The sequence below is a fragment of the Pseudomonas sp. LBUM1652 genome (genome assembly GCF_059716105.1).
In genome coordinates, this window is sequence record NZ_CP166804.1 from 3,787,964 (window position 1) to 3,806,924 (window position 18,961).

Here is an 18,961-nt window from a genome sequence, read left to right on the forward strand (position 1 = left end):
TTTACATAAAGTGTTGCAACCGACTTTTCTACCCCTGCACAGGTTCATGTCCATGCCCGCGCTGATTGAAGCTTTCCTCGACCCCGCCTCCTCGACCTACAGCTACGTGGTCTATGAAGACGATGGCGGACAATGCGCAATCGTCGATCCGGTGCTCGATTACGACGGCGCCGCCGGCCGCACCGGCACGGCGCAAGCTGACAGGATCATCGCGTTCGTTCGCGAGCATCACCTGCAAGTGCAATGGCTACTGGAAACCCACGCTCATGCCGATCACCTGTCCGCTGCGCCGTATCTGCGCCGGGAACTGGGCGGCAAGATCGCGATTGGCGAGTCGATCAGCAAAGTGCAGAACGTCTTCAAGGCACTGTTTAATCTGGAGCCGGAATTCTGCGTCGATGGCTCGCAGTTCGATCATCTGTTCGCACCCAACGAATCTTTCAGGATCGGTAATCTCAAGGCCACCGCCCTGCACGTCCCCGGCCACACTCCGGCAGACATGGCGTACCTGATCGACGGCGAACAGATTCTGGTCGGCGACACGCTGTTCATGCCCGACGTCGGTACTGCACGCTGCGACTTCCCCGGTGGCAACGCTCATCAACTGTTCAACTCGATTCAGAAACTGCTGGCCTTCCCGGCCAGCGTCAAACTCTACGTCTGCCACGACTACCCACCCGAAAGCCGCCAGGCTCAGTGCCAGACTACCGTCGGCGAGCAGCGCAAAAGCAATATCCATGTGCATGACGGGATCGATGAGGCCACGTTCGTCGAGATGCGCAAACGCCGCGATGCTGGGCTAGGCATGCCGACACTGCTGCTGCCGGCGGTTCAGGTGAATGTGCGGGCGGGGAATCTGCCGCCGGCGGAAGGCAATGGTGTGACGTACCTGAGGATTCCGATCAACAAAATGTGAGTTCAACTGCCCTGATGATTACTCGCTCCCTGATTTAAAGGAGCGCTCTGGACTGTAGCCTAGCCAAAATGCCACTACCGTGTAATATCCGGAAACCTAAACCGCTCCGGTAGACACCCTGCGATTAAAATCGCGCGGGTGAGCAGTAACACGGACATCGTCGAAGTCACACTTCGTCGAGAAGACTTTTTGCAGGGAAACCATGAGTCAAACTTCTCCACACGGGCAATCCCCTGAACTGGAACCTGAAACATTCAATCGCCATCTCTCTATTTCCCGTCGCGCAATCGCCTACTTGTCGTCCAAAGTCCTTGAGGCACTCAAAGCCATTGACAGGCGATCCTTCATCGAGGGTAGAGAAGAAGGAATCAAGGTTGGCAATGACGCAGGCCTGCTTGCCGGAAAGGATCTCGGCTACGCCGACGGTTACGCAAAGGGGCGCGCCATTCTAGAGATCAACGACCTGCGCTCGGCCGCATCCTTGCCAGGAGAGGATCACTGCCTTTTTGACAATGAACTCATGCCCATCACCGATGATATCAAGCAGAAAATGCGCGACGAGGTGTGGGAAAAACTTGATGAGAAAGAACAACCGAGCGATCAGCAGTGGGCAATGATCTTTGCCGACACGACCTGTACATCAGTGATCGCTGGCGCCGGTTCCGGGAAGTCCACGACGTTGGCCTTGCGTGTTGTGCTTAAACACTTTCACCTGGGCATCCCGCTTCATCACATGCAGGTGACTACCTTCACCACTGAGTCTAAAAAAGACTTGCAGAAAAAAATGGTGAGGATTTTCAAATCATGGGGCAAAGACCTGAGTGAAGATCAAACCAAGAGTTTGGTGCGCACATTTCATAGCAAAGTATTCGGCTTCATGAAAGCGTTCTCGGATGCGCCTATCGACTATTTCGATTTCTTGGGCGCAAAAAAATCAGGTGAGGATGAGGACGAGTTGGAAACCCCCTTCTCGTCAAAAATCACGACTGAGCAAGGATTGGTTCTTTCCCAAGTATTCAATAGCCTTTACGAGAAAGACCGGACGTTCAAAAAACACATCCTGGATCTCTACAAATCGATCGTCTTCGTCAAGCCGGATCCTATGTCCGAGTCCATGCGAAACAAAAAGAATCAAATTCTCGGCAAGATGTCCGAAAAGGATGAAGCCGTCTGCGATGAAATTGAGGCTGCATGGGTGGAGTTGGGTCTATGGCCAATTCCGGGTGTGGCCGAGCGTCGAACCTTCAGCATCGAGAGAAAACCCTTCATAGCCCATGGCTACTTGGAAGGGCTCGAAACACTGGTAATTCTTGGTTGGCCGGACACGAAAAACCAGTCGGCCGAAATTCCCAGGCGCGAAGGCCAGACAGTGAATCTCAAACAAGAGAGTTGGAGCCGCCAGGCAATGATTGGAGAATGTTATCGGGGGAAAAAATACATTCTCATCAATAACGTCATGGCCGCAAAGACACTGATGGGCAATGCCGAACACATGATCGTTCAGGATGCCGGTTTTGATTATCACTTGCCGGGCACGACTATCAAGGAAACGAAGCTGACCGAAGTGTTCTTTGCCGAAGGCAACTACATCGAGAACCTGGGTTTGGATGTGGTCCAGGCGATCGGTTCGTTAGATTTTACGCCGGGCGACCCACGTCAGCCTTTCTACCTCGCCTTGCAGATCTACTGGCGCGGCTTTCATGATTATCTGGAAAGCATGTCGCCCAAAAAATTGATCACCTTTAATAAGGCATTCGCACTGTTTGGCGAACACAATACGGAAAATATTAAGCGCATTCCAACAGCCGAGCTAGACGGCATGCGGCACCTCATGATTGATGAGTTCCAGGACGTTTCCGGCCTGAACATTTCCTGGGTCCGGCAATGCTGCAAAGAGATCCGTAATCGTAATCAAGGCCTGCCCGGATTGGGCAATAGCCTGATGGCAGTCGGCGACGACTGGCAAAGTATCTATGGCTGGCGCGGTAGTTCACCTCAGTATCTGATGGACTTCCATAAGCATTTCCTCGCCCACACGCGCAACACTCTGTACATGCAGAATAACTACCGTTCCCATCAGACAATCATTGATGCTGCCGAACAAGTTGTCCGTCCCACCACAACCGATAAGGCTAAGCACGGGATTGCAGCGAACGAAAAAGTCGTTAATCAAAAGACGCCCGTATACATGCACTATGTGGCTAAAGATAAAAAAATCATCGAACCGGACGAAACGATTCTGCGACTCGTCAGGAAAGCCTATGACGACGGTCATAGCATACTGATGGTGTTTCGCGTTGGCGATGTTGAAAAAGCATACAGAACCGCCCTACGAGGCTTATTGCACGAAGCGCAAAAAAAACAGCGCAACGTCAAACTGATGACCTTTCACAAGTCCAAAGGATTGCAGGCGCAATCTGTTTTCGTTATCGGTGATTGCTTCTATAACCCGACGAAATCCAAACGCAACGACATTTACAACCTCACCAATCTGGGCGACAAATCTCCAGCGCCTTATGACAACGCTCAATCAGATGAGGCACTGCGTTTAGCTTACGTAGGCATTACTCGCGCCGAACTCAGATGTCATTGGCTGGTTGACCGCGAGATCACCGCGACGACCAAACAAAGCGGAAGTAATGCTTCGGGGTATGCTGATCTCAAATCCGGATGCTACAAAAAGTGGACTGATCAGGAAACATCAGGAGATTCTGCTCTTTCGCCGCAATAAGGTGTTGATCCAGAGGCGGCGAAAAGCGTCAGCGCTAGGTGCCCAACGTCAAACCATTCGCCGGCAACGGCAGCGCCGTCTTGTAACGCACCTGTTTCAAGGCGAAGCTCGAGCGGATGTTCGCCACCCCTGGAACCTTGGTCAAAAAGTCCATCATGAAGCGCTCCAGGGACTGAATGGTCGGCACCAGTACCCGGATCAGATAGTCCGGGTCACCGGCCATCAGATAGCACTCCATCACCTCGGGGCGATCGGAAATCGCTTCCTCGAAATGCTGCAACGCCTCCTCGACCTGTTTCTCCAGGCTGACGTGAATGAACACGTTCACATGCAGCCCCAGCAGATCGGCGTCCAGCAGGGTCACCTGTTCGCGAATCAGGCCTAATTCTTCCATCGCCTTGACCCGGTTGAAGCACGGCGTTGGCGACAGGTTCACCGAGCGCGCAAGGTCAGCGTTGGTGATGCGTGCGTTCTCCTGAAGGCTGTTGAGAATGCCGATGTCGGTACGGTCCAGTTTGCGCATGAGACAAAACCACCTGTTTTTTATGTTTATGCAGAATTTCTATCTGCAAATGACCGCCAGCGCAACGAAACAGAGATAAATATTCTTCTTGCCCGGGCCTATGATTGTTGTAGGACAAGATTTCTTTTATCGAAGAATGACTGCCAGCTCACTACAAGAAATTCACAAGATCGAGCGTAGAAGCCATGACCCAAGCGTATGAACCGCTGCGTCTGCACGTCCCTGAACCTTCGGGCCGCCCAGGCTGCAAAACCGACTTCTCCTACCTGCATCTGACCGATGCCGGCACGGTGCGCAAACCTTCCATCGACGTAGAACCTGCCGACACCGCCGACCTGGCCCGTGGCCTGATCCGCGTGCTCGACGATCAGGGCAACGCTCTCGGCCCTTGGGCCGAGAACGTTCCGGTCGAGATCCTCCGCAAGGGCATGCGCGCCATGCTCAAGACGCGCATCTACGATAACCGCATGGTGGTCGCCCAGCGCCAGAAAAAAATGTCGTTCTACATGCAAAGCCTTGGCGAAGAAGCCATCGGCAGCGCCCAGGCCCTGGCCTTGAACATCGACGACATGTGCTTCCCGACCTATCGCCAGCAAAGCATCCTGATGGCTCGCGACGTTCCACTGGTCGACTTGATCTGCCAACTGCTGTCCAACGAGCGCGACCCGCTCAAAGGCCGTCAGTTACCGATCATGTACTCGGTCAAGGAATCCGGTTTCTTCACCATTTCCGGCAACCTCGCCACCCAGTTCATTCAGGCGGTGGGCTGGGGCATGGCGTCGGCGATCAAGGGCGATACCAAAATCGCCTCGGCATGGATCGGTGACGGCGCCACCGCCGAATCGGACTTCCACACCGCTCTCACCTTCGCTCACGTCTACCGTGCGCCAGTGATCCTCAACGTAGTCAACAATCAATGGGCGATTTCGACCTTCCAGGCCATTGCCGGGGGTGAAGCCACCACCTTCGCCGGACGCGGTGTTGGTTGCGGTATCGCCTCGCTGCGAGTCGACGGCAACGACTTCTACGCGGTGTACGCCGCGTCTGCCTGGGCCGCCGAACGCGCCCGCCGCAACCTCGGCCCGACCATGATCGAATGGGTCACCTACCGCGCCGGCCCGCACTCGACCTCCGACGATCCCTCCAAATATCGTCCAGCCGATGACTGGAGCCACTTCCCGCTGGGCGATCCGATTGCTCGCCTGAAACAGCACCTGATCAAGGTCGGCCACTGGTCGGACGAAGAACACGCCGCCGTCAGCGCCGAGCTCGAAGCCGAAGTGATTGCCGCGCAGAAACAGGCCGAACAGTACGGCACCCTCGCCGGGGGTCAGATTCCAAGCGCCGCGACCATGTTCGAAGACGTCTACAAAGAGATGCCGGAGCACTTGAAGCGCCAGCGTCAGCAGTTGGGGATCTGACATGAACGATCACAACAACAATATTCAGTTGGAAACCGCCATGACCACGACCACCATGACCATGATCCAGGCCCTGCGCTCGGCCATGGATGTGATGCTTGAGCGTGATGACAATGTGGTGGTGTTCGGTCAGGACGTCGGTTATTTCGGCGGCGTGTTCCGTTGCACCGAGGGCTTGCAGACCAAGTACGGCGCCTCGCGAGTGTTCGATGCTCCGATCTCCGAGAGTGGCATCGTCGGCGTTGCCGTCGGCATGGGCGCTTACGGTCTGCGTCCGGTGGCTGAAATCCAGTTCGCCGACTACGTCTACCCGGCCTCCGACCAGATCATTTCCGAAGCGGCGCGTCTGCGTTATCGCTCGGCCGGCGAGTTCACCGCACCGATGACCCTGCGCATGCCTTGCGGCGGCGGTATCTACGGTGGCCAGACCCACAGCCAGAGCATCGAAGCGATGTTCACCCAGGTCTGCGGTCTGCGCACCGTCATGCCGTCCAACCCCTACGACGCCAAAGGCCTGCTGATCGCCTCCATCGAAAACGATGATCCGGTGATCTTCCTCGAGCCAAAACGCCTGTACAACGGCCCGTTCGACGGCCATCACGACCGTCCTGTTACCCCGTGGTCGAAGCACCCCGCCGCACAGGTTCCGGACGGCTACTACACCGTGCCGCTGGACGTCGCCGCGATCACCCGTCCGGGCAAGGACGTGACCGTGCTGACCTACGGCACCACCGTTTATGTGTCGCAAGTCGCGGCTGAAGAAAGCGGCGTCGACGCCGAAGTCATCGACCTGCGCAGCCTGTGGCCGCTGGACCTGGAAACCATCGTCAACTCCGTGAAGAAAACCGGTCGTTGCGTGGTGGTGCACGAAGCCACCCGCACCTGCGGTTTCGGCGCCGAACTGGTATCGCTGGTGCAAGAGCATTGCTTCCATCACCTGGAAGCGCCGATCGAACGCGTCACCGGCTGGGACACCCCCTACCCGCACGCGCAAGAGTGGGCGTATTTCCCTGGGCCGTCCCGAGTGGGCGCGGCGTTGAAACGGGTCATGGAGGTCTGAATGGGCACGCACGTTATCAAGATGCCGGACATTGGCGAAGGCATCGCAGAAGTAGAACTGTCGCAGTGGCACGTCAAGGTTGGTGATCTGGTCGTTGAAGATCAGGTGCTGGCGGACGTGATGACCGACAAGGCGATGGTCGATATTCCGTCGCCGGTCCATGGCAAGGTCATTGCGCTGGGCGGTCAGCCGGGTGAAGTCATGGCGGTGGGCAGTGTGCTGATCAGCATTGAAGTTGAAGGTGCCGGCAACCTGAAAGAGTCTTCTGCGCCGGCTCCTGTAAAAGAGGCGCCTGCTGCGCCGAAAGCTGAAGCTTCGGTCGAGAGCAAACCTGTCGCCGCCGCGCCGCGTCCGGCGACTGTTTGCCAAGGCCCGATGGTTGCTCGTGAAGCGGATGAACGTCCACTAGCCTCCCCGGCCGTGCGCAAGCATGCGCTGGATCTGGGCATTCAGTTGCGTCTGGTACGCGGCACCGGCCCGGCCGGTCGCGTGTTGCACGAAGATCTCGACACCTATCTGGCGCAAGGTCAGTCGAACGCCTCTGCGCCTGCATCCGCCGCTTACGCCCAGCGTAATGACGAAGAGCAGATTCAGGTGATCGGCATGCGCCGCAAGATCGCCCAGCGCATGCAGGACGCCACCCAGCGTGCTGCGCATTTCAGCTATGTCGAAGAAATCGACGTCACCGCGATTGAAGAGCTGCGCGCCCACCTGAATGAAAAACACGGTGCGAGCCGTGGCAAGTTGACCCTGCTGCCGTTCCTCGTGCGCGCTCTGGTCGTTGCCCTGCGTGACTTCCCGCAAATGAACGCCCGCTATGACGACGAAGCCCAGGTCATCACCCGTCTCGGCGCGGTACACGTAGGCGTCGCCACGCAAAGCGATGTCGGTTTGATGGTGCCAGTGGTTCGCCACGCCGAGGCACGCAGCCTGTGGGACAGCGCGACGGAGATCTCACGTTTGGCCAATGCCGCGCGCAATGGCAAGGCCAGCCGCGATGAGCTGTCAGGCTCGACTATTACCCTGACCAGCCTCGGTGCGCTGGGCGGCATTGTCAGCACGCCTGTTTTGAACCTGCCGGAAGTGGCGATCGTCGGCGTGAATAAAATCGTCGAACGCCCGATGGTCGTTAAAGGCCAGGTGGTGATCCGCAAGATGATGAACCTCTCCAGCTCCTTCGATCACCGCGTGGTCGACGGCATGGACGCGGCGCTCTTCATCCAGGCCATTCGTGGCCTGCTCGAACAACCCGCGACCCTGTTTGTGGAGTGATGGCATGCAAACTCTGAACACCACGCTGCTGATCATCGGCGGCGGCCCCGGCGGTTATGTCACGGCGATTCGCGCCGGGCAGTTGGGCATTGCGACCATTCTGGTCGAAGGCCAATCGCTCGGGGGCACCTGCCTCAACATCGGCTGCATTCCGTCCAAAGCGCTGATTCATGTGGCCGAACAGTTTCACCAGACTCAGCATCACAGTCAGCATTCGGCGCTGGGGATCAGCGTCTCGGCGCCGACGCTGGACATCAGCAAAAGCGTTGAGTGGAAGGACGGCATCGTTGATCGCCTGACCACTGGCGTCGCCGCGCTGCTCAAGAAGAACAAGGTTCAGGTCATCAATGGCTGGGCCAAGGTCATCGACGGCAAAACCGTGGAAGTCGGCGACACCCGCATCCAGTGCGAGCACCTGGTGCTTGCCACCGGTTCCACCAGCGTCAATTTGCCGATCCTGCCGATCGGCGGGCCGATCATCTCCTCCACCGAAGCGTTGGCGCCGAAAAGCGTACCAAAACGCCTGATCGTGGTTGGCGGTGGTTACATCGGCCTGGAATTGGGCATTGCTTACCGCAAGCTCGGTGCCGAGGTCAGTGTGGTAGAGGCGCAGGATCGCATCCTGCCCGCCTATGACGCGGAACTGACCCAACCGGTGCATGACGCATTGAAGCAACTGGGCGTGAAGCTGTATCTCAAGCACAGTGTTTTGGGCTTCGACGGTACGCTGCAGGTGCGTGATCCGAACGGCGACACCCTCAATCTGGAAACCGATCAGGTGCTGGTGGCCGTTGGTCGCAAACCCAACACCCAAGGCTGGAACCTCGAAGCACTGAGTCTGGAAATGAACGGCTCGGCGATCAAGATCGACAGCCGTTGCCAGACCAGCATGCGCAATGTCTATGCCATCGGCGATCTCAGCGGCGAGCCGATGCTGGCTCACCGCGCCATGGCTCAAGGCGAAATGGTTGCCGAGTTGATCAGCGGCAAAACCCGCGAATTCAACCCGACCGCCATCGCCGCCGTGTGCTTTACCGACCCGGAACTGGTGGTGGTGGGCAAGACGCCGGACGAGGCCAAGGCTGCCGGGCTCGACTGCATCGTTTCCAGTTTCCCGTTTGCCGCCAATGGACGGGCGATGACGCTGGAGTCAAAAAGCGGCTTCGTGCGGGTGGTCGCTCGTCGGGACAATCATCTGATTGTCGGCTGGCAGGCGGTGGGTGTCGGGGTTTCGGAATTGTCCACGGCGTTTGCGCAAAGCCTCGAAATGGGCGCGCGCCTGGAAGACATCGGCGGCACCATTCATGCGCATCCGACTTTGGGTGAGGCGGTGCAAGAAGCGGCGTTGCGTGCTTTGGGGCATGCGTTGCATCTGTAATTCAGGACTTTTGCGGATGGCCATGAAGGCCCCTTCGCGAGCAGGCTCGCTCCCACATTTGAAATGGGTTCTACCTGTGGGAGAGAGCCTGCTCGCGAATTCCTGAGGGCAACACGAATTATCTGTCTGTCATCCGATAGTCCGGGCTGCGAAACCGCTCAAGAATGAAGTATTGTTGTGCCCATCCAAAAAACGTCAGAAGCCTTGAACCGTTTCGACGGTTGTTCAGTGATAGAGGGTGTCATGGGTAACGAAAGCATCAATTGGGACAAGCTGGGTTTTGACTACATCAAAACCGACAAACGCTATCTGTCGTACTTTCGCGATGGCGAGTGGGACAAAGGCACCCTGACCGAAGATAACGTGCTGCACATCAGCGAAGGCTCCACTGCCCTTCACTATGGCCAGCAATGCTTCGAAGGCATGAAGGCCTATCGTTGCAAGGACGGCTCGATCAACTTGTTCCGCCCGGACCAGAACGCCCTGCGCATGCAACGCAGCTGCGCGCGTCTGCTGATGCCGCTGGTCGACACCGAGCAGTTCATCGAAGCCTGTAAAGAAGTGGTTCGTGCCAACGAGCGCTTCATTCCGCCATACGGCACCGGCGGCGCGCTGTACCTGCGTCCGTTCGTGATCGGCGTGGGTGACAACATCGGCGTGCGCACCGCCCCCGAGTTCATCTTCTCGATTTTCTGCATTCCGGTTGGCGCCTACTTCAAGGGCGGCCTGACCCCGCACAATTTCCAGATTTCCAGCTACGACCGCGCCGCCCCACAAGGCACCGGCGCCGCCAAGGTCGGCGGCAACTACGCTGCCAGTCTGATGCCGGGCTCGAAAGCGAAGAAAGCCAACTTCGCCGACGCGATCTATCTGGACCCGATGACCCACACCAAAATCGAGGAAGTAGGTTCGGCCAACTTCTTCGGGATCACCCACGACAACAAGTTCATCACACCGAACTCGCCATCGGTACTGCCGGGTATCACCCGTCTGTCGCTGATCGAACTGGCGAAATCGCGTCTGGGCCTGGAAGTGGTTGAAGGCGACGTGCTCATCGACAAGCTGTCGGACTTCAAGGAAGCCGGCGCCTGCGGTACTGCTGCGGTGATCACCCCGATCGGCGGCATCAGCTACAACGACCATCTGCATGTGTTCCACAGCGAAACCGAAGTCGGCCCGGTCACCCAGAAGCTCTACAAAGAGCTGACTGGTGTGCAGACCGGCGACATCGAAGCGCCAGCGGGCTGGATCGTCAAGGTTTGATCTGACGGCCAGACGCACAAAAGCCCCCATCGAGTAATCGATGGGGGCTTTTTATTGTCCGCTCCGTTCGCTGTCCTTCAGGGCAATACGTTTACCGGTGCGCCCGGCAATCCCGCTCGCCTGCCCGTTCTGCTGTTTGCCCATCCGCGCCTGAGTAATCAACCCGGGGATCAACTCCCCCTCCGGCAAGTTCTTCCAGAACCGCACCGGCAAATGCCCTTGCATCACTTTCGGATTCAACCGCGCCGGGTTGAAGATGTGGCTGTAATAGGTCAACCACAGATCACCATGCGGGTCATCGACGTTCTGCGCCATTTGCTGCCATTCAACGGGGCATTGGCGCTCATGGATCAGTTGTTCGCCGTCGTAATAAACCCCGTCGCGCGGTGTGGCGATCAGCCAGCGGTGACGGCCCATGCGGGCGACGAAATGCTCGCTGGCGCTGTGCAGGATGTCGTGGGCGGGTTCGTGCCATGCCACATATTGTGGGCCTGGCGAATCTTTAGGGCGTTCGATGAAACGCACGAATGCATGCAGATGATGGGCTTCGCGGCTGACTTGTTTGATTCGCCGCTGCAATTCGCTGCCCAGTTTGTCGCCGGCCATCATTGCCGTGCGGTCGCCGTGACTGACTCGCCACAGCACTTCATACAGCAGGCTCCAGCGTTGATCGCCTCGATAGCGCGCGGCTTGCTCCAGGGTGTCGAGTAACGCACGCGGAATGCGGGCCTGAAACGGGCCGTGCCCCTCGGGCACTTCATGATCGCTGGCAAACAAGTCGCTGACGCCCTCCGAAGCCCAACTCACCAGACTCGGGTCGACCTCATGACTGAGTAGCCAGCGTGCCTGTTGGCGCCAGGTATCGAACAGGTCGTCGCAATCAAGATTGATCATCCCCACAACCCCATCTGCTGCGGCTGCGGCCGGTCGCGCAATTGCTGATAAAGCATATGACTGGTGACCTCAGCCTGCTGCGGGTGATAGTCACTGGTGATGATGAACGGCTTGGCCTTGGCCAGCACACAGCGCATACGTGCAACGTCTTCGTAGCGGATCCGCCGCTGTCGACGCAGTTCCACCAGACGTTCTGTGGTACGCAGGCCAATGCCGGGGATGCGTGCGATCAGTGCGGGCTCGGCGCGGTTCAGATCCAGCGGGAACACCTCGCGGTTCTGCAGCGCCCACGCCAGTTTCGGGTCGATATCCAGCGCCAGATTCCCCGGACCCTTGAGCAGTTCACCGGCGCTATAGCCGTAACTGCGCAGGAGAAAATCAGCCTGATACAAACGGTGTTCACGCATCAGCGGCGGTGCGGCCAGCGGCACGCTTTTCGGGCTGTCGGGGATCGGGCTGAACGCCGAATAGTAGACCCGACGCAGGCGAAAATTGCCGTACAAGGCCTGGGCGCCGTGCAGGATCGTGCTGTCGTCGGTGTCATCGGCGCCGACGATCATCTGCGTGCTCTGCCCGGCCGGCGCGAACTTTGGCGCGCGGGGCTCGTTGAGCACGGTCTGCTCGCCGGTGAAGATGGTCTGCATGGCCTGCTTGATCGAGCCGATGTCTTTCTCAGGCGCCAGGGTTTGCAGACTGGCATCGGTGGGCAGTTCGATATTGACGCTCAGGCGATCAGCGTAACGCCCGGCCTGTTCTATCAGTGCAGGGTCGGCATCGGGAATGGTCTTGAGGTGGATGTAACCGCGAAACTCGTGCTCTTCGCGCAACAGCTTCGCCACGCGCACCAGTTGCTCCATGGTGTAGTCCGCCGAGCGAATGATGCCGGAGCTGAGAAACAGGCCGCTGACACAGTTGCGCCGGTAGAAGTCCATGGTCAGCGCCACGACTTCTTCGGGGGTGAAGCGTGCCCGTGGCACATCGCTGGAGCGGCGATTGACGCAGTATTGGCAGTCGTAAAGGCAGAAATTGGTCAGCAGAATCTTCAGCAGCGAAACGCAACGCCCGTCCGGCGTGTAGCTGTGGCAAATGCCCATGCCATCGGTCGAGCCCAGGCCGCTCTTGCCCTCGGAGCTACGCTTGGGCGCACCGCTGCTCGCGCAGGAGGCGTCGTACTTGGCGGCGTCGGCGAGAATGCTGAGCTTGTCGATGATTTGCATGGCTAATGCTCGATACTGGTTGCATATACAGTAACGAGTCTATCGAATCGACACAAGGTGCAAAGCCAGATCAAAAGATCGCAGCCTGCGGCAGCTCCTACACGGTTCGGTTATACCCCACTCCTGTAGGAGTGGCCGCAGGCTGCGATCCTTTGATCTTCACCTCACCGGGCAACTCGACACCGAACCGAACGCCGATTTCTTTGCGCCCCACCGCCGTCAGCGCCAACGCCCGACTGTCCAGGTCCTGCGTCACCCACTTACGCTTCAACGCCGTTTGCAGCAATGCCGCGCCCAGCGACCCCCCCAGATGTGGCCGACGCATGCTCCAGTCCAGACACGGGCAGGCGAACTTGCGGCGCAAAGTGCTCAAGTCCTGCACCTCGATACCCAGCCCGGCAAACAAGGCCTCACCACTGTCACTCAGGCGATACGCCTGCTCGTCGGTCTCCAACAACCAGCCCGCGTCGATCAAGCGGTCATGCAGCAACACCGCCAGTGTCCCGGCCATATGGTCGTAGCAGGTGCGGGCGAATTGCAGGCGATCCGGTGTCTGCGGCTTGAACGTCGGCGCGGCGCTCTGGCCGATCACCATCAAGGCTTCCAGCGCTTGAGCCACACGCTTGTCGGCCAGGCTGTAATAACGATGGCGGCCCTGAACGTGCAAACGCACCAGCGCCAGGTCCTTGAGTTTGGCCAGATGCGCGCTGGCGGTGGAAGCGCTGACTTCGGCAACGGCTGCCAACTCGGTGCTGGTGCGTGCGTGGCCATCCATCAGCGAGCAAAGGATTTTGGTCCGCGCCGGCTCGGCGATGGCTGCCGCCACTTGCGAGACGCCGATATCTTGATGTTCTGCGTGCATATTTCGCTCCCGGACGAATCGTCGCCGCTACGGACTGGAGATAGTAGCAACACTTTCCCCATCGACAAGGCTGCGAACCATGAACCCGATCATCGCTGCGACTCACGCCAATCCCTACCCCTATTACGAAAAACTTCGCGCTGAAGGTGGGCTGACGTTTCACCCCAAACTGAAAATGTGGGTAGCCAGCAGCGCCCGCGCGGTTTGTGCGGTACTGACGCATGCCGACTGCCGAGTGCGTCCAGTCCACGAGCCGGTGCCCAAGGCGATTGCCGAAGGCATGGCCGGCAATGTCTTTGGCCAGTTGATGCGGATGAACGACGGCGAACGCCAGCGCTGCCCGCGCTCCGCCATTGAGCCGTCACTGACGTTGATCGATCAGAACGAAGTCCGCGAGCACGTGAATGCACGACTGATCACTACGGATGCGGACGGCTTATACAAAGCCATGTTCCGCGGCCCGGTATGCGTGGTCGCCGCGTTGCTCGGATTCAGTCCGGCACAGAGTCGGGCCATCAGCGAGCTGACCGCTGATTTCGCGGCGTGCCTGTCGCCGTTGAGCAACGACCTGCAATTGGCCGCAGCCCACGTCGCAGCGCAACATTTGCGCGGTCAGTTCATCGAGTTGTTGGCCGATGCTGATGTGAACAGCGCTTTGCTCGCGGGTATCAGGCAGCGTTTTGACGGAGATGACGAGACCCTGGTCGCCAATCTGATCGGCCTCTGCTCGCAGACCTTTGAAGCCACCGCAGGCTTGATCGGCAACGCGTTGGTGATGCTGCGACACCGCCCCGAGCTAAGTGGCGCGTCGATTGAAGCCCTGCTGAACGAAGTCCAGCGCTTCGACCCGTCGGTGCAGAACACCCGACGCTTTGTCGCCGCATCCTGCGAAATAGACGGTGTGCGCGTCGAGGCCGGCGCTGTGATTGTGCTGTTGCTGGCCTCGGCCAACCGCGATCCGGCGCTGAATGACAATCCCGACCACTTCCTGCTGGATCGTCCAAACCGCCGCAGTTTCAGTTTTGGCAGCGGTCGGCATCAGTGTCCGGGGCAAGCGCTGGCAATGAGTATTGCCAGCGCGACGGTGAGGAAAATGCTCGATCATGGCATTGAGCTTGATCGCCTGAACTGGCGTTACCGGCCTTCGCTGAACGGGCGTATTCCACTATTCAGTTTTGTGGGGGCCTGACCGACCCCAAAAATTATCGGTTAAACCGCCAACTGCAAAATCAACCAGCTATTGGCGCCGCTGATCAGCACAAACAACCCCCAGGCCAGCACCCGGGTCGGCCAGCGGTTCACGAACGGCCCCATCAGTTGCTTGTCGTTGGTCATGCGGATCAGCGGATACAGGGCAAACGGCAGTTGCAAACTCAACACCACCTGACTCATCACCAGCAGCTTGCCCACAGCGTTATCGCCCATCAGCCACACGCCGATAAACGCCGGAATCAACGCCAGCCCACGAGTGATCAGGCGCCGTTGCCAGCAGGGAATGCGCAGATTCAGATAGCCCTCCATGATCACCTGACCGGCGATGGTGCCGGTGAAGGTCGAACTCTGCCCTGACGCGAGCAACGCCACGCCGAACAGCACGCTGGCCAGCGCGCCACCGACCAGCGGATCAAGCAAGTGGTAAGCGTCCTGAATCTCCACCACGTCGGTATGCCCGGACTGGTGAAACGCAGCCGCCGCGAGGATCAGGATCGCCGCGTTGACCAACAGCGCCAGCGCCAGCGAGCCGATGGTGTCGATGCGCGCCAGCTTCACCGCGTCCTGTTTACTCGCCAGATCCTTGCCGATCATCCGCGTTTGCACGATGGACGTGTGCAGGTAGAGGTTATGCGGCATCACCGTGGCCCCGAGAATGCCGATTGCCAGGTACAACGGCGCGGCATCGCTGATGGCTGACAGGGAGGGTTTGAAGCCTTGGGCGACGTCCGGCCAGTACGGTTTGATCAACACCAGTTCAACAAAAAAGCACACGCCAATGGTGGCGACCAGCACCAGCATGATTGCTTCCAGTCGACGGAACCCTCGGTTCTGCAGCGCCAGCACCAACAATGTGTCGAACGCCGTGAGGGCAATGCCGAAGGTCAGCGAACAGCCAAGCAACAAGTGGAACGCCAGCGCGCAACCGAGGACTTCGGCAAGATCGGTGGCGATGATCGAGATCTCCGCCAACACCCATTGCAGCCGCGCGGTTGGAGTGCTGTAGCGTTCGCGGGACAATTGCGCCAGATCGCGCCCGGTGGCAATGCCCAGCCGTGAGCACAGACACTGCACAACCATGCCCGCCAGACTCGCCAGCAACACCACAAACAGCAGGCTGTACCCAAAACGCGAGCCGGCCTCGATGGCCGTCGCCCAGTTGCCCGGATCCATATAGCCGATCGACACCAGCAAACCGGGGCCGGCAAAACGCAGCACGCGCTTGAAAAACGCGGCATTGGGATCTACCGCAACACTGCCTGCCACTTCCGGCGGGCAAAACGGCGCGGTGGCGATTTTGGGCAAACTGAATTTCACGCACACATCCAGAAACAAGTCGAAAGACGCAGCTTAGACGTTTCAGCCCCTTTGATGAAAGTTCAAGACCCTGTCACACCCAGCAACTGCTGGCGCAGTTCAGGATTGCGCGTACGTGGATTCAACCAGATATCAAAAAACGCCCGGGCGAACTGCGGGTCGGCGATCTCATGCTGCAACTGCTGGCCAACAAAAAAACGTGCGCCCTGCCCCGGTAAATACACCCCGGTAATGCGGGTGCCCGCCTGGACATCGACGAACGCCTGCTGCATCTGCGTCTGCCAGCCGGCCAGTTGTGCCGGGGTGACGGAGGCTCCATTCAGACGTTTGATTTCATCAACGCTGGCTTCGACCAGATCGTCGCGAGAAATCTGTCGGCGATAGATCAACTCCAGCGCGAAAGGCTGCCCATCCGCCAGAGGCTGCGCCGTACTCCACAACCTGGCGTTATAAACATCGAAACCAAACACACTGAAATCGCCGCTGCCGATGATCCTGGCGCCGGGCACTTCGGCCTGCCAGTTGGCCCACGCTGGCGCAACCAGCAAGGCCCAAAAACCGATGGCGCAGCACCCACGCAAGACACTCTTTTTTCTGTTCATCACGCCATTGACTCCGGTAAACCCTGACAGGCAAAGCATAGCCTGTATGACTTCGATACTTTGTATACAAAAATCACTCATATACGCAGCAAAACGTTCATGGCAATGCTACCGTTGCCGCCTATCACCCGACGGAGACACTTGCGTGCTGATCCTCAAACTGCTGCTGATTCCCGGTTTTCTGCTGCTGATCTCACTGGCCGGCAAGCGTTGGGGGCCGAGCGTGGCCGGGTGGTTGTCGGGGTTGCCTGTGGTCGTCGGGCCGATTCTGTTTTTCCTCGCCATCGAACAAGGGCCACAATTTGCTGCGCAATCGGCGGTGGCCGCATTGTCGGCAATGTTCGCGATGATTGCGTTCTGCATCACTTACGCGCAGGTCGCGCAACGGGCGAACTGGCCGTGGGCGCTGAGCCTTTCCCTGGCAGTATGGGCAGTGTTGGCGCTGGTGCTGTCGTTGATTCCGGCATCGCTGCCGTTCTCGGTGGCGGCGGCAGCCGTTGCTTTGCTGGCGGCACCCTACTTGTTTCCCAAGGTGCAACCAGTGCTGAACGGCCCGGCGCCGAAGTCGGACAAACTGATCTGGCGGATGATCGCCGGCGCTGCGTTGACGCTGGTGGTGACCATGTTGGCCAGCACTGTCGGCGAACGCTGGAGCGGCCTGCTGGCGGTGTTCCCGGTGCTCGGCAGTGTGATGGCGGTGTTTTCCCAGCAGACCCGCGGCCCTGAGTTCACTGCCGCGTTGTTGCGGGCGACGGCGACCGGAATGTATTCGTTTTCGGCGTTTTGCCTGGTGTTGGCGCTGACCTTGCCGAGTCTGGGCCTCAGCGGATTTGCCATGGGCGTCGCCGTGTCGGTGGCCATGCTCGGCGTGACCCGACAGTTGCTGGCGCGCCCGGCAGTGAAACAGCAACAAGCGCAGTAACCCGGACGAGCCGCGCTGGAGTGCCACGGCTCTGCATGGGATGATCGCCCGCCTGCCCCGACCATTCCCCGGAGATTCGAATGACATTGTTGAGCAAGAAAGCCGTCGTCCTGTTACTGGCGGCCGTGGCCGGCCTCGGCGCCATCAACGCTCAGGCGGCCAAGGCCAAGGAAAAAGCGGCCACCGAGAAGGTCTCGATGCTGGGCGGCAAGTTCACCTTTGTGCTGCCCAAAGGCTTCGTCGCCGATCCGCTGCCGGCCAGCCCGACCGGTGCCACCGGCACGATGTACACCAACCAGACCACTAAAACCGTGGTCATCGCCGCCGAAAACCAGATTCCCGAAGGCAACAACGTCAAGGACAACGACAGCGAGTTTCTCGACGGCAGCGTCTCTGACTTCATCGAGGCGCAGCGCAAAGCATTGCCGGACTTCAACAAACTCAGCGAAAAAAGCCTGACCCAAAAAGGCACCGGCCTTGGCCTGCGCCAGGTCGACAGCACTGCCACGCAGGGCGGCGGCCAGACCCTCAACACGACCTTGATGGCCGGTTCGGGAACGCGCATGGCGCTGGTCCAGGTGATCTCCCGGGTCAGCGACAAGGCCGGTCACGATGCGCTGGTGAAAGCCATCCTCAAGGAAAAATGATCTTCAAGGGTTGAGTTGCTCTAGCCAGGCGTTCAAGTCGCGCAATTCGGCCGCAGTGATGCTGTGGCCGATGCCGGGATACGCGTGAAATTGCGGTTTGTAAGCCAGTTTCTGTAGCAACGCATTGGCCTCGGTGCCGTCGCGATACGGCACGCGATCATCGGCGGTGCCGTGACCGATAAAGATGTTCAGTGGCAACGGTTGTTGCTCGGTCTTGAGCTCGCTTTTCAACACCGGCAATAAACGCCCGCTCAACGCCGCAATGCCTCCCACCGCCACCGGTGGTCGCAGGCCTACCTCGTAGGTCATCATCGCGCCCTGGCTGAAACCGATCAGGTACACCTTGTCCGGGGCCGCGTGATATTTCTTCGCCGCTTGCGCGACAAAATCCCGGAGCTTCTGGCCGCTGGCCTTCAGATCATCGGTCTCACCGTTGTAGGCGCCTTCGCCTTTCTTGCGAAACCACTGGAAACGCCCTTCGCCCAACGCCAGCGGCGCCTGCACCGACAGGTAGTTGTACTGCGCCGGGAGCTGAAATTTCATGCCGATCAGATCGGCCTCGTTACTGCCGTAGCCGTGCAGGAAAATCACCAGCGGACGCGGATCGGCATCCGGGTGAACCTGTTCGATGTACTTGAGTGGCAGATCGGATTGCAGGGTGGTTTGAGCATGGACGGCGGTGGACGCCAGGAGGGTCAACAGAGCAAACACCTTCAACTTAAGT

At 58.8% G+C, this 18,961-nt stretch carries 17 protein-coding genes; 10 read left to right on the forward strand and 7 right to left on the reverse strand.

Annotated elements, in window-relative coordinates:
- Nucleotides 1-52 precede the first annotated feature (52 nt).
- Nucleotides 53-916, forward strand: coding sequence for an MBL fold metallo-hydrolase (locus ACA069_RS17025; RefSeq protein ID WP_497614495.1), 864 nt, complete (start codon nt 53-55; stop codon nt 914-916).
- 202 nt (nt 917-1,118) lie between these two features.
- Nucleotides 1,119-3,647, forward strand: a complete 2,529-nt coding sequence (locus tag ACA069_RS17030) for a UvrD-helicase domain-containing protein (protein ID WP_497614497.1) — start codon at nt 1,119-1,121, stop codon at nt 3,645-3,647.
- A 34-nt stretch (nt 3,648-3,681) separates the two neighbouring features.
- Here ACA069_RS17030 and bkdR read toward each other — a convergent pair whose 3' ends face one another.
- Nucleotides 3,682-4,170 (reverse strand): Bkd operon transcriptional regulator BkdR, encoded by a 489-nt coding sequence (gene bkdR, locus ACA069_RS17035; protein ID WP_008059350.1) that lies wholly within the window; start codon nt 4,168-4,170, stop codon nt 3,682-3,684.
- Between the two features lie 185 nt (nt 4,171-4,355).
- On the opposite strand from bkdR, the gene ACA069_RS17040 reads away from it, so the two are divergent.
- The 5 genes from ACA069_RS17040 to ACA069_RS17060 all read left to right on the forward strand — a co-directional run bounded on the left by ACA069_RS17040 (nt 4,356) and on the right by ACA069_RS17060 (nt 10,564).
- On the forward strand, nt 4,356-5,591 hold the full coding sequence (locus ACA069_RS17040; RefSeq protein ID WP_489880982.1) for a 3-methyl-2-oxobutanoate dehydrogenase (2-methylpropanoyl-transferring) subunit alpha: 1,236 nt from the start codon (nt 4,356-4,358) through the stop codon (nt 5,589-5,591).
- A gap of 1 nt (nt 5,592) precedes the next feature.
- Nucleotides 5,593-6,651: an alpha-ketoacid dehydrogenase subunit beta gene (locus ACA069_RS17045; RefSeq protein WP_489880983.1), complete on the forward strand. Its 1,059-nt coding sequence runs from the start codon at nt 5,593-5,595 to the stop codon at nt 6,649-6,651.
- The gene (locus ACA069_RS17050; protein ID WP_497614501.1) at nt 6,652-7,923 is read left to right on the forward strand and encodes a dihydrolipoamide acetyltransferase family protein; all 1,272 of its coding nucleotides are present in this window, start codon (nt 6,652-6,654) and stop codon (nt 7,921-7,923) included.
- Nucleotides 7,924-7,927: 4 nt separating this feature from the next.
- A complete protein-coding gene (gene lpdA / locus ACA069_RS17055) occupies nt 7,928-9,301 on the forward strand; it encodes a dihydrolipoyl dehydrogenase (protein WP_497614503.1) in 1,374 nt (457 codons plus the stop codon).
- 243 nt (nt 9,302-9,544) lie between these two features.
- On the forward strand, nt 9,545-10,564 hold the full coding sequence (locus tag ACA069_RS17060) for a branched-chain amino acid aminotransferase (protein WP_187681104.1): 1,020 nt from the start codon (nt 9,545-9,547) through the stop codon (nt 10,562-10,564).
- A gap of 51 nt (nt 10,565-10,615) precedes the next feature.
- Here ACA069_RS17060 and ACA069_RS17065 read toward each other — a convergent pair whose 3' ends face one another.
- The 3 genes from ACA069_RS17065 to ACA069_RS17075 all read right to left on the reverse strand — a co-directional run bounded on the left by ACA069_RS17065 (nt 10,616) and on the right by ACA069_RS17075 (nt 13,537).
- Complete coding sequence (locus ACA069_RS17065; protein ID WP_187681105.1) at nt 10,616-11,458, reverse strand: TIGR03915 family putative DNA repair protein; 843 nt, start codon at nt 11,456-11,458, stop codon at nt 10,616-10,618.
- Nucleotides 11,455-12,675, reverse strand: coding sequence for a putative DNA modification/repair radical SAM protein (locus ACA069_RS17070; RefSeq protein ID WP_497614506.1), 1,221 nt, complete (start codon nt 12,673-12,675; stop codon nt 11,455-11,457). The genes ACA069_RS17065 and ACA069_RS17070 overlap by 4 nt, the downstream gene beginning before the upstream one ends.
- A gap of 97 nt (nt 12,676-12,772) precedes the next feature.
- Nucleotides 12,773-13,537 carry an ArsR/SmtB family transcription factor gene (locus tag ACA069_RS17075; RefSeq protein ID WP_497614508.1) on the reverse strand — a complete coding sequence of 255 codons (765 nt, stop codon included), beginning with the start codon at nt 13,535-13,537 and terminating at the stop codon, nt 12,773-12,775.
- Nucleotides 13,538-13,616: 79 nt separating this feature from the next.
- Between ACA069_RS17075 and ACA069_RS17080 the strand changes: the two genes are divergently transcribed.
- Nucleotides 13,617-14,726, forward strand: coding sequence for a cytochrome P450 (locus ACA069_RS17080; protein ID WP_497614510.1), 1,110 nt, complete (start codon nt 13,617-13,619; stop codon nt 14,724-14,726).
- Nucleotides 14,727-14,746: 20 nt separating this feature from the next.
- Here the strand turns inward: ACA069_RS17080 and ACA069_RS17085 are convergent, their stop codons facing one another.
- Together ACA069_RS17085 and ACA069_RS17090 are read right to left on the reverse strand one after the other, a co-directional pair.
- A complete protein-coding gene (locus ACA069_RS17085; protein WP_410458021.1) occupies nt 14,747-16,015 on the reverse strand; it encodes an Nramp family divalent metal transporter in 1,269 nt (422 codons plus the stop codon).
- A 113-nt stretch (nt 16,016-16,128) separates the two neighbouring features.
- The gene (locus tag ACA069_RS17090; protein WP_187681110.1) at nt 16,129-16,668 is read right to left on the reverse strand and encodes a chalcone isomerase family protein; all 540 of its coding nucleotides are present in this window, start codon (nt 16,666-16,668) and stop codon (nt 16,129-16,131) included.
- A gap of 145 nt (nt 16,669-16,813) precedes the next feature.
- On the opposite strand from ACA069_RS17090, the gene ACA069_RS17095 reads away from it, so the two are divergent.
- Both ACA069_RS17095 and ACA069_RS17100 read left to right on the forward strand, forming a co-directional pair.
- Nucleotides 16,814-17,590 (forward strand): hypothetical protein, encoded by a 777-nt coding sequence (locus tag ACA069_RS17095; RefSeq protein ID WP_187681111.1) that lies wholly within the window; start codon nt 16,814-16,816, stop codon nt 17,588-17,590.
- A gap of 80 nt (nt 17,591-17,670) precedes the next feature.
- A complete protein-coding gene (locus ACA069_RS17100; protein WP_187681112.1) occupies nt 17,671-18,237 on the forward strand; it encodes a DcrB/PsbP domain-containing protein in 567 nt (188 codons plus the stop codon).
- 3 nt (nt 18,238-18,240) lie between these two features.
- On the opposite strand, the gene ACA069_RS17105 is transcribed toward ACA069_RS17100, so the two are convergent.
- On the reverse strand, nt 18,241-18,954 hold the full coding sequence (locus ACA069_RS17105; protein ID WP_497614513.1) for an alpha/beta hydrolase: 714 nt from the start codon (nt 18,952-18,954) through the stop codon (nt 18,241-18,243).
- Nucleotides 18,955-18,961: the final 7 nt, after the last annotated feature.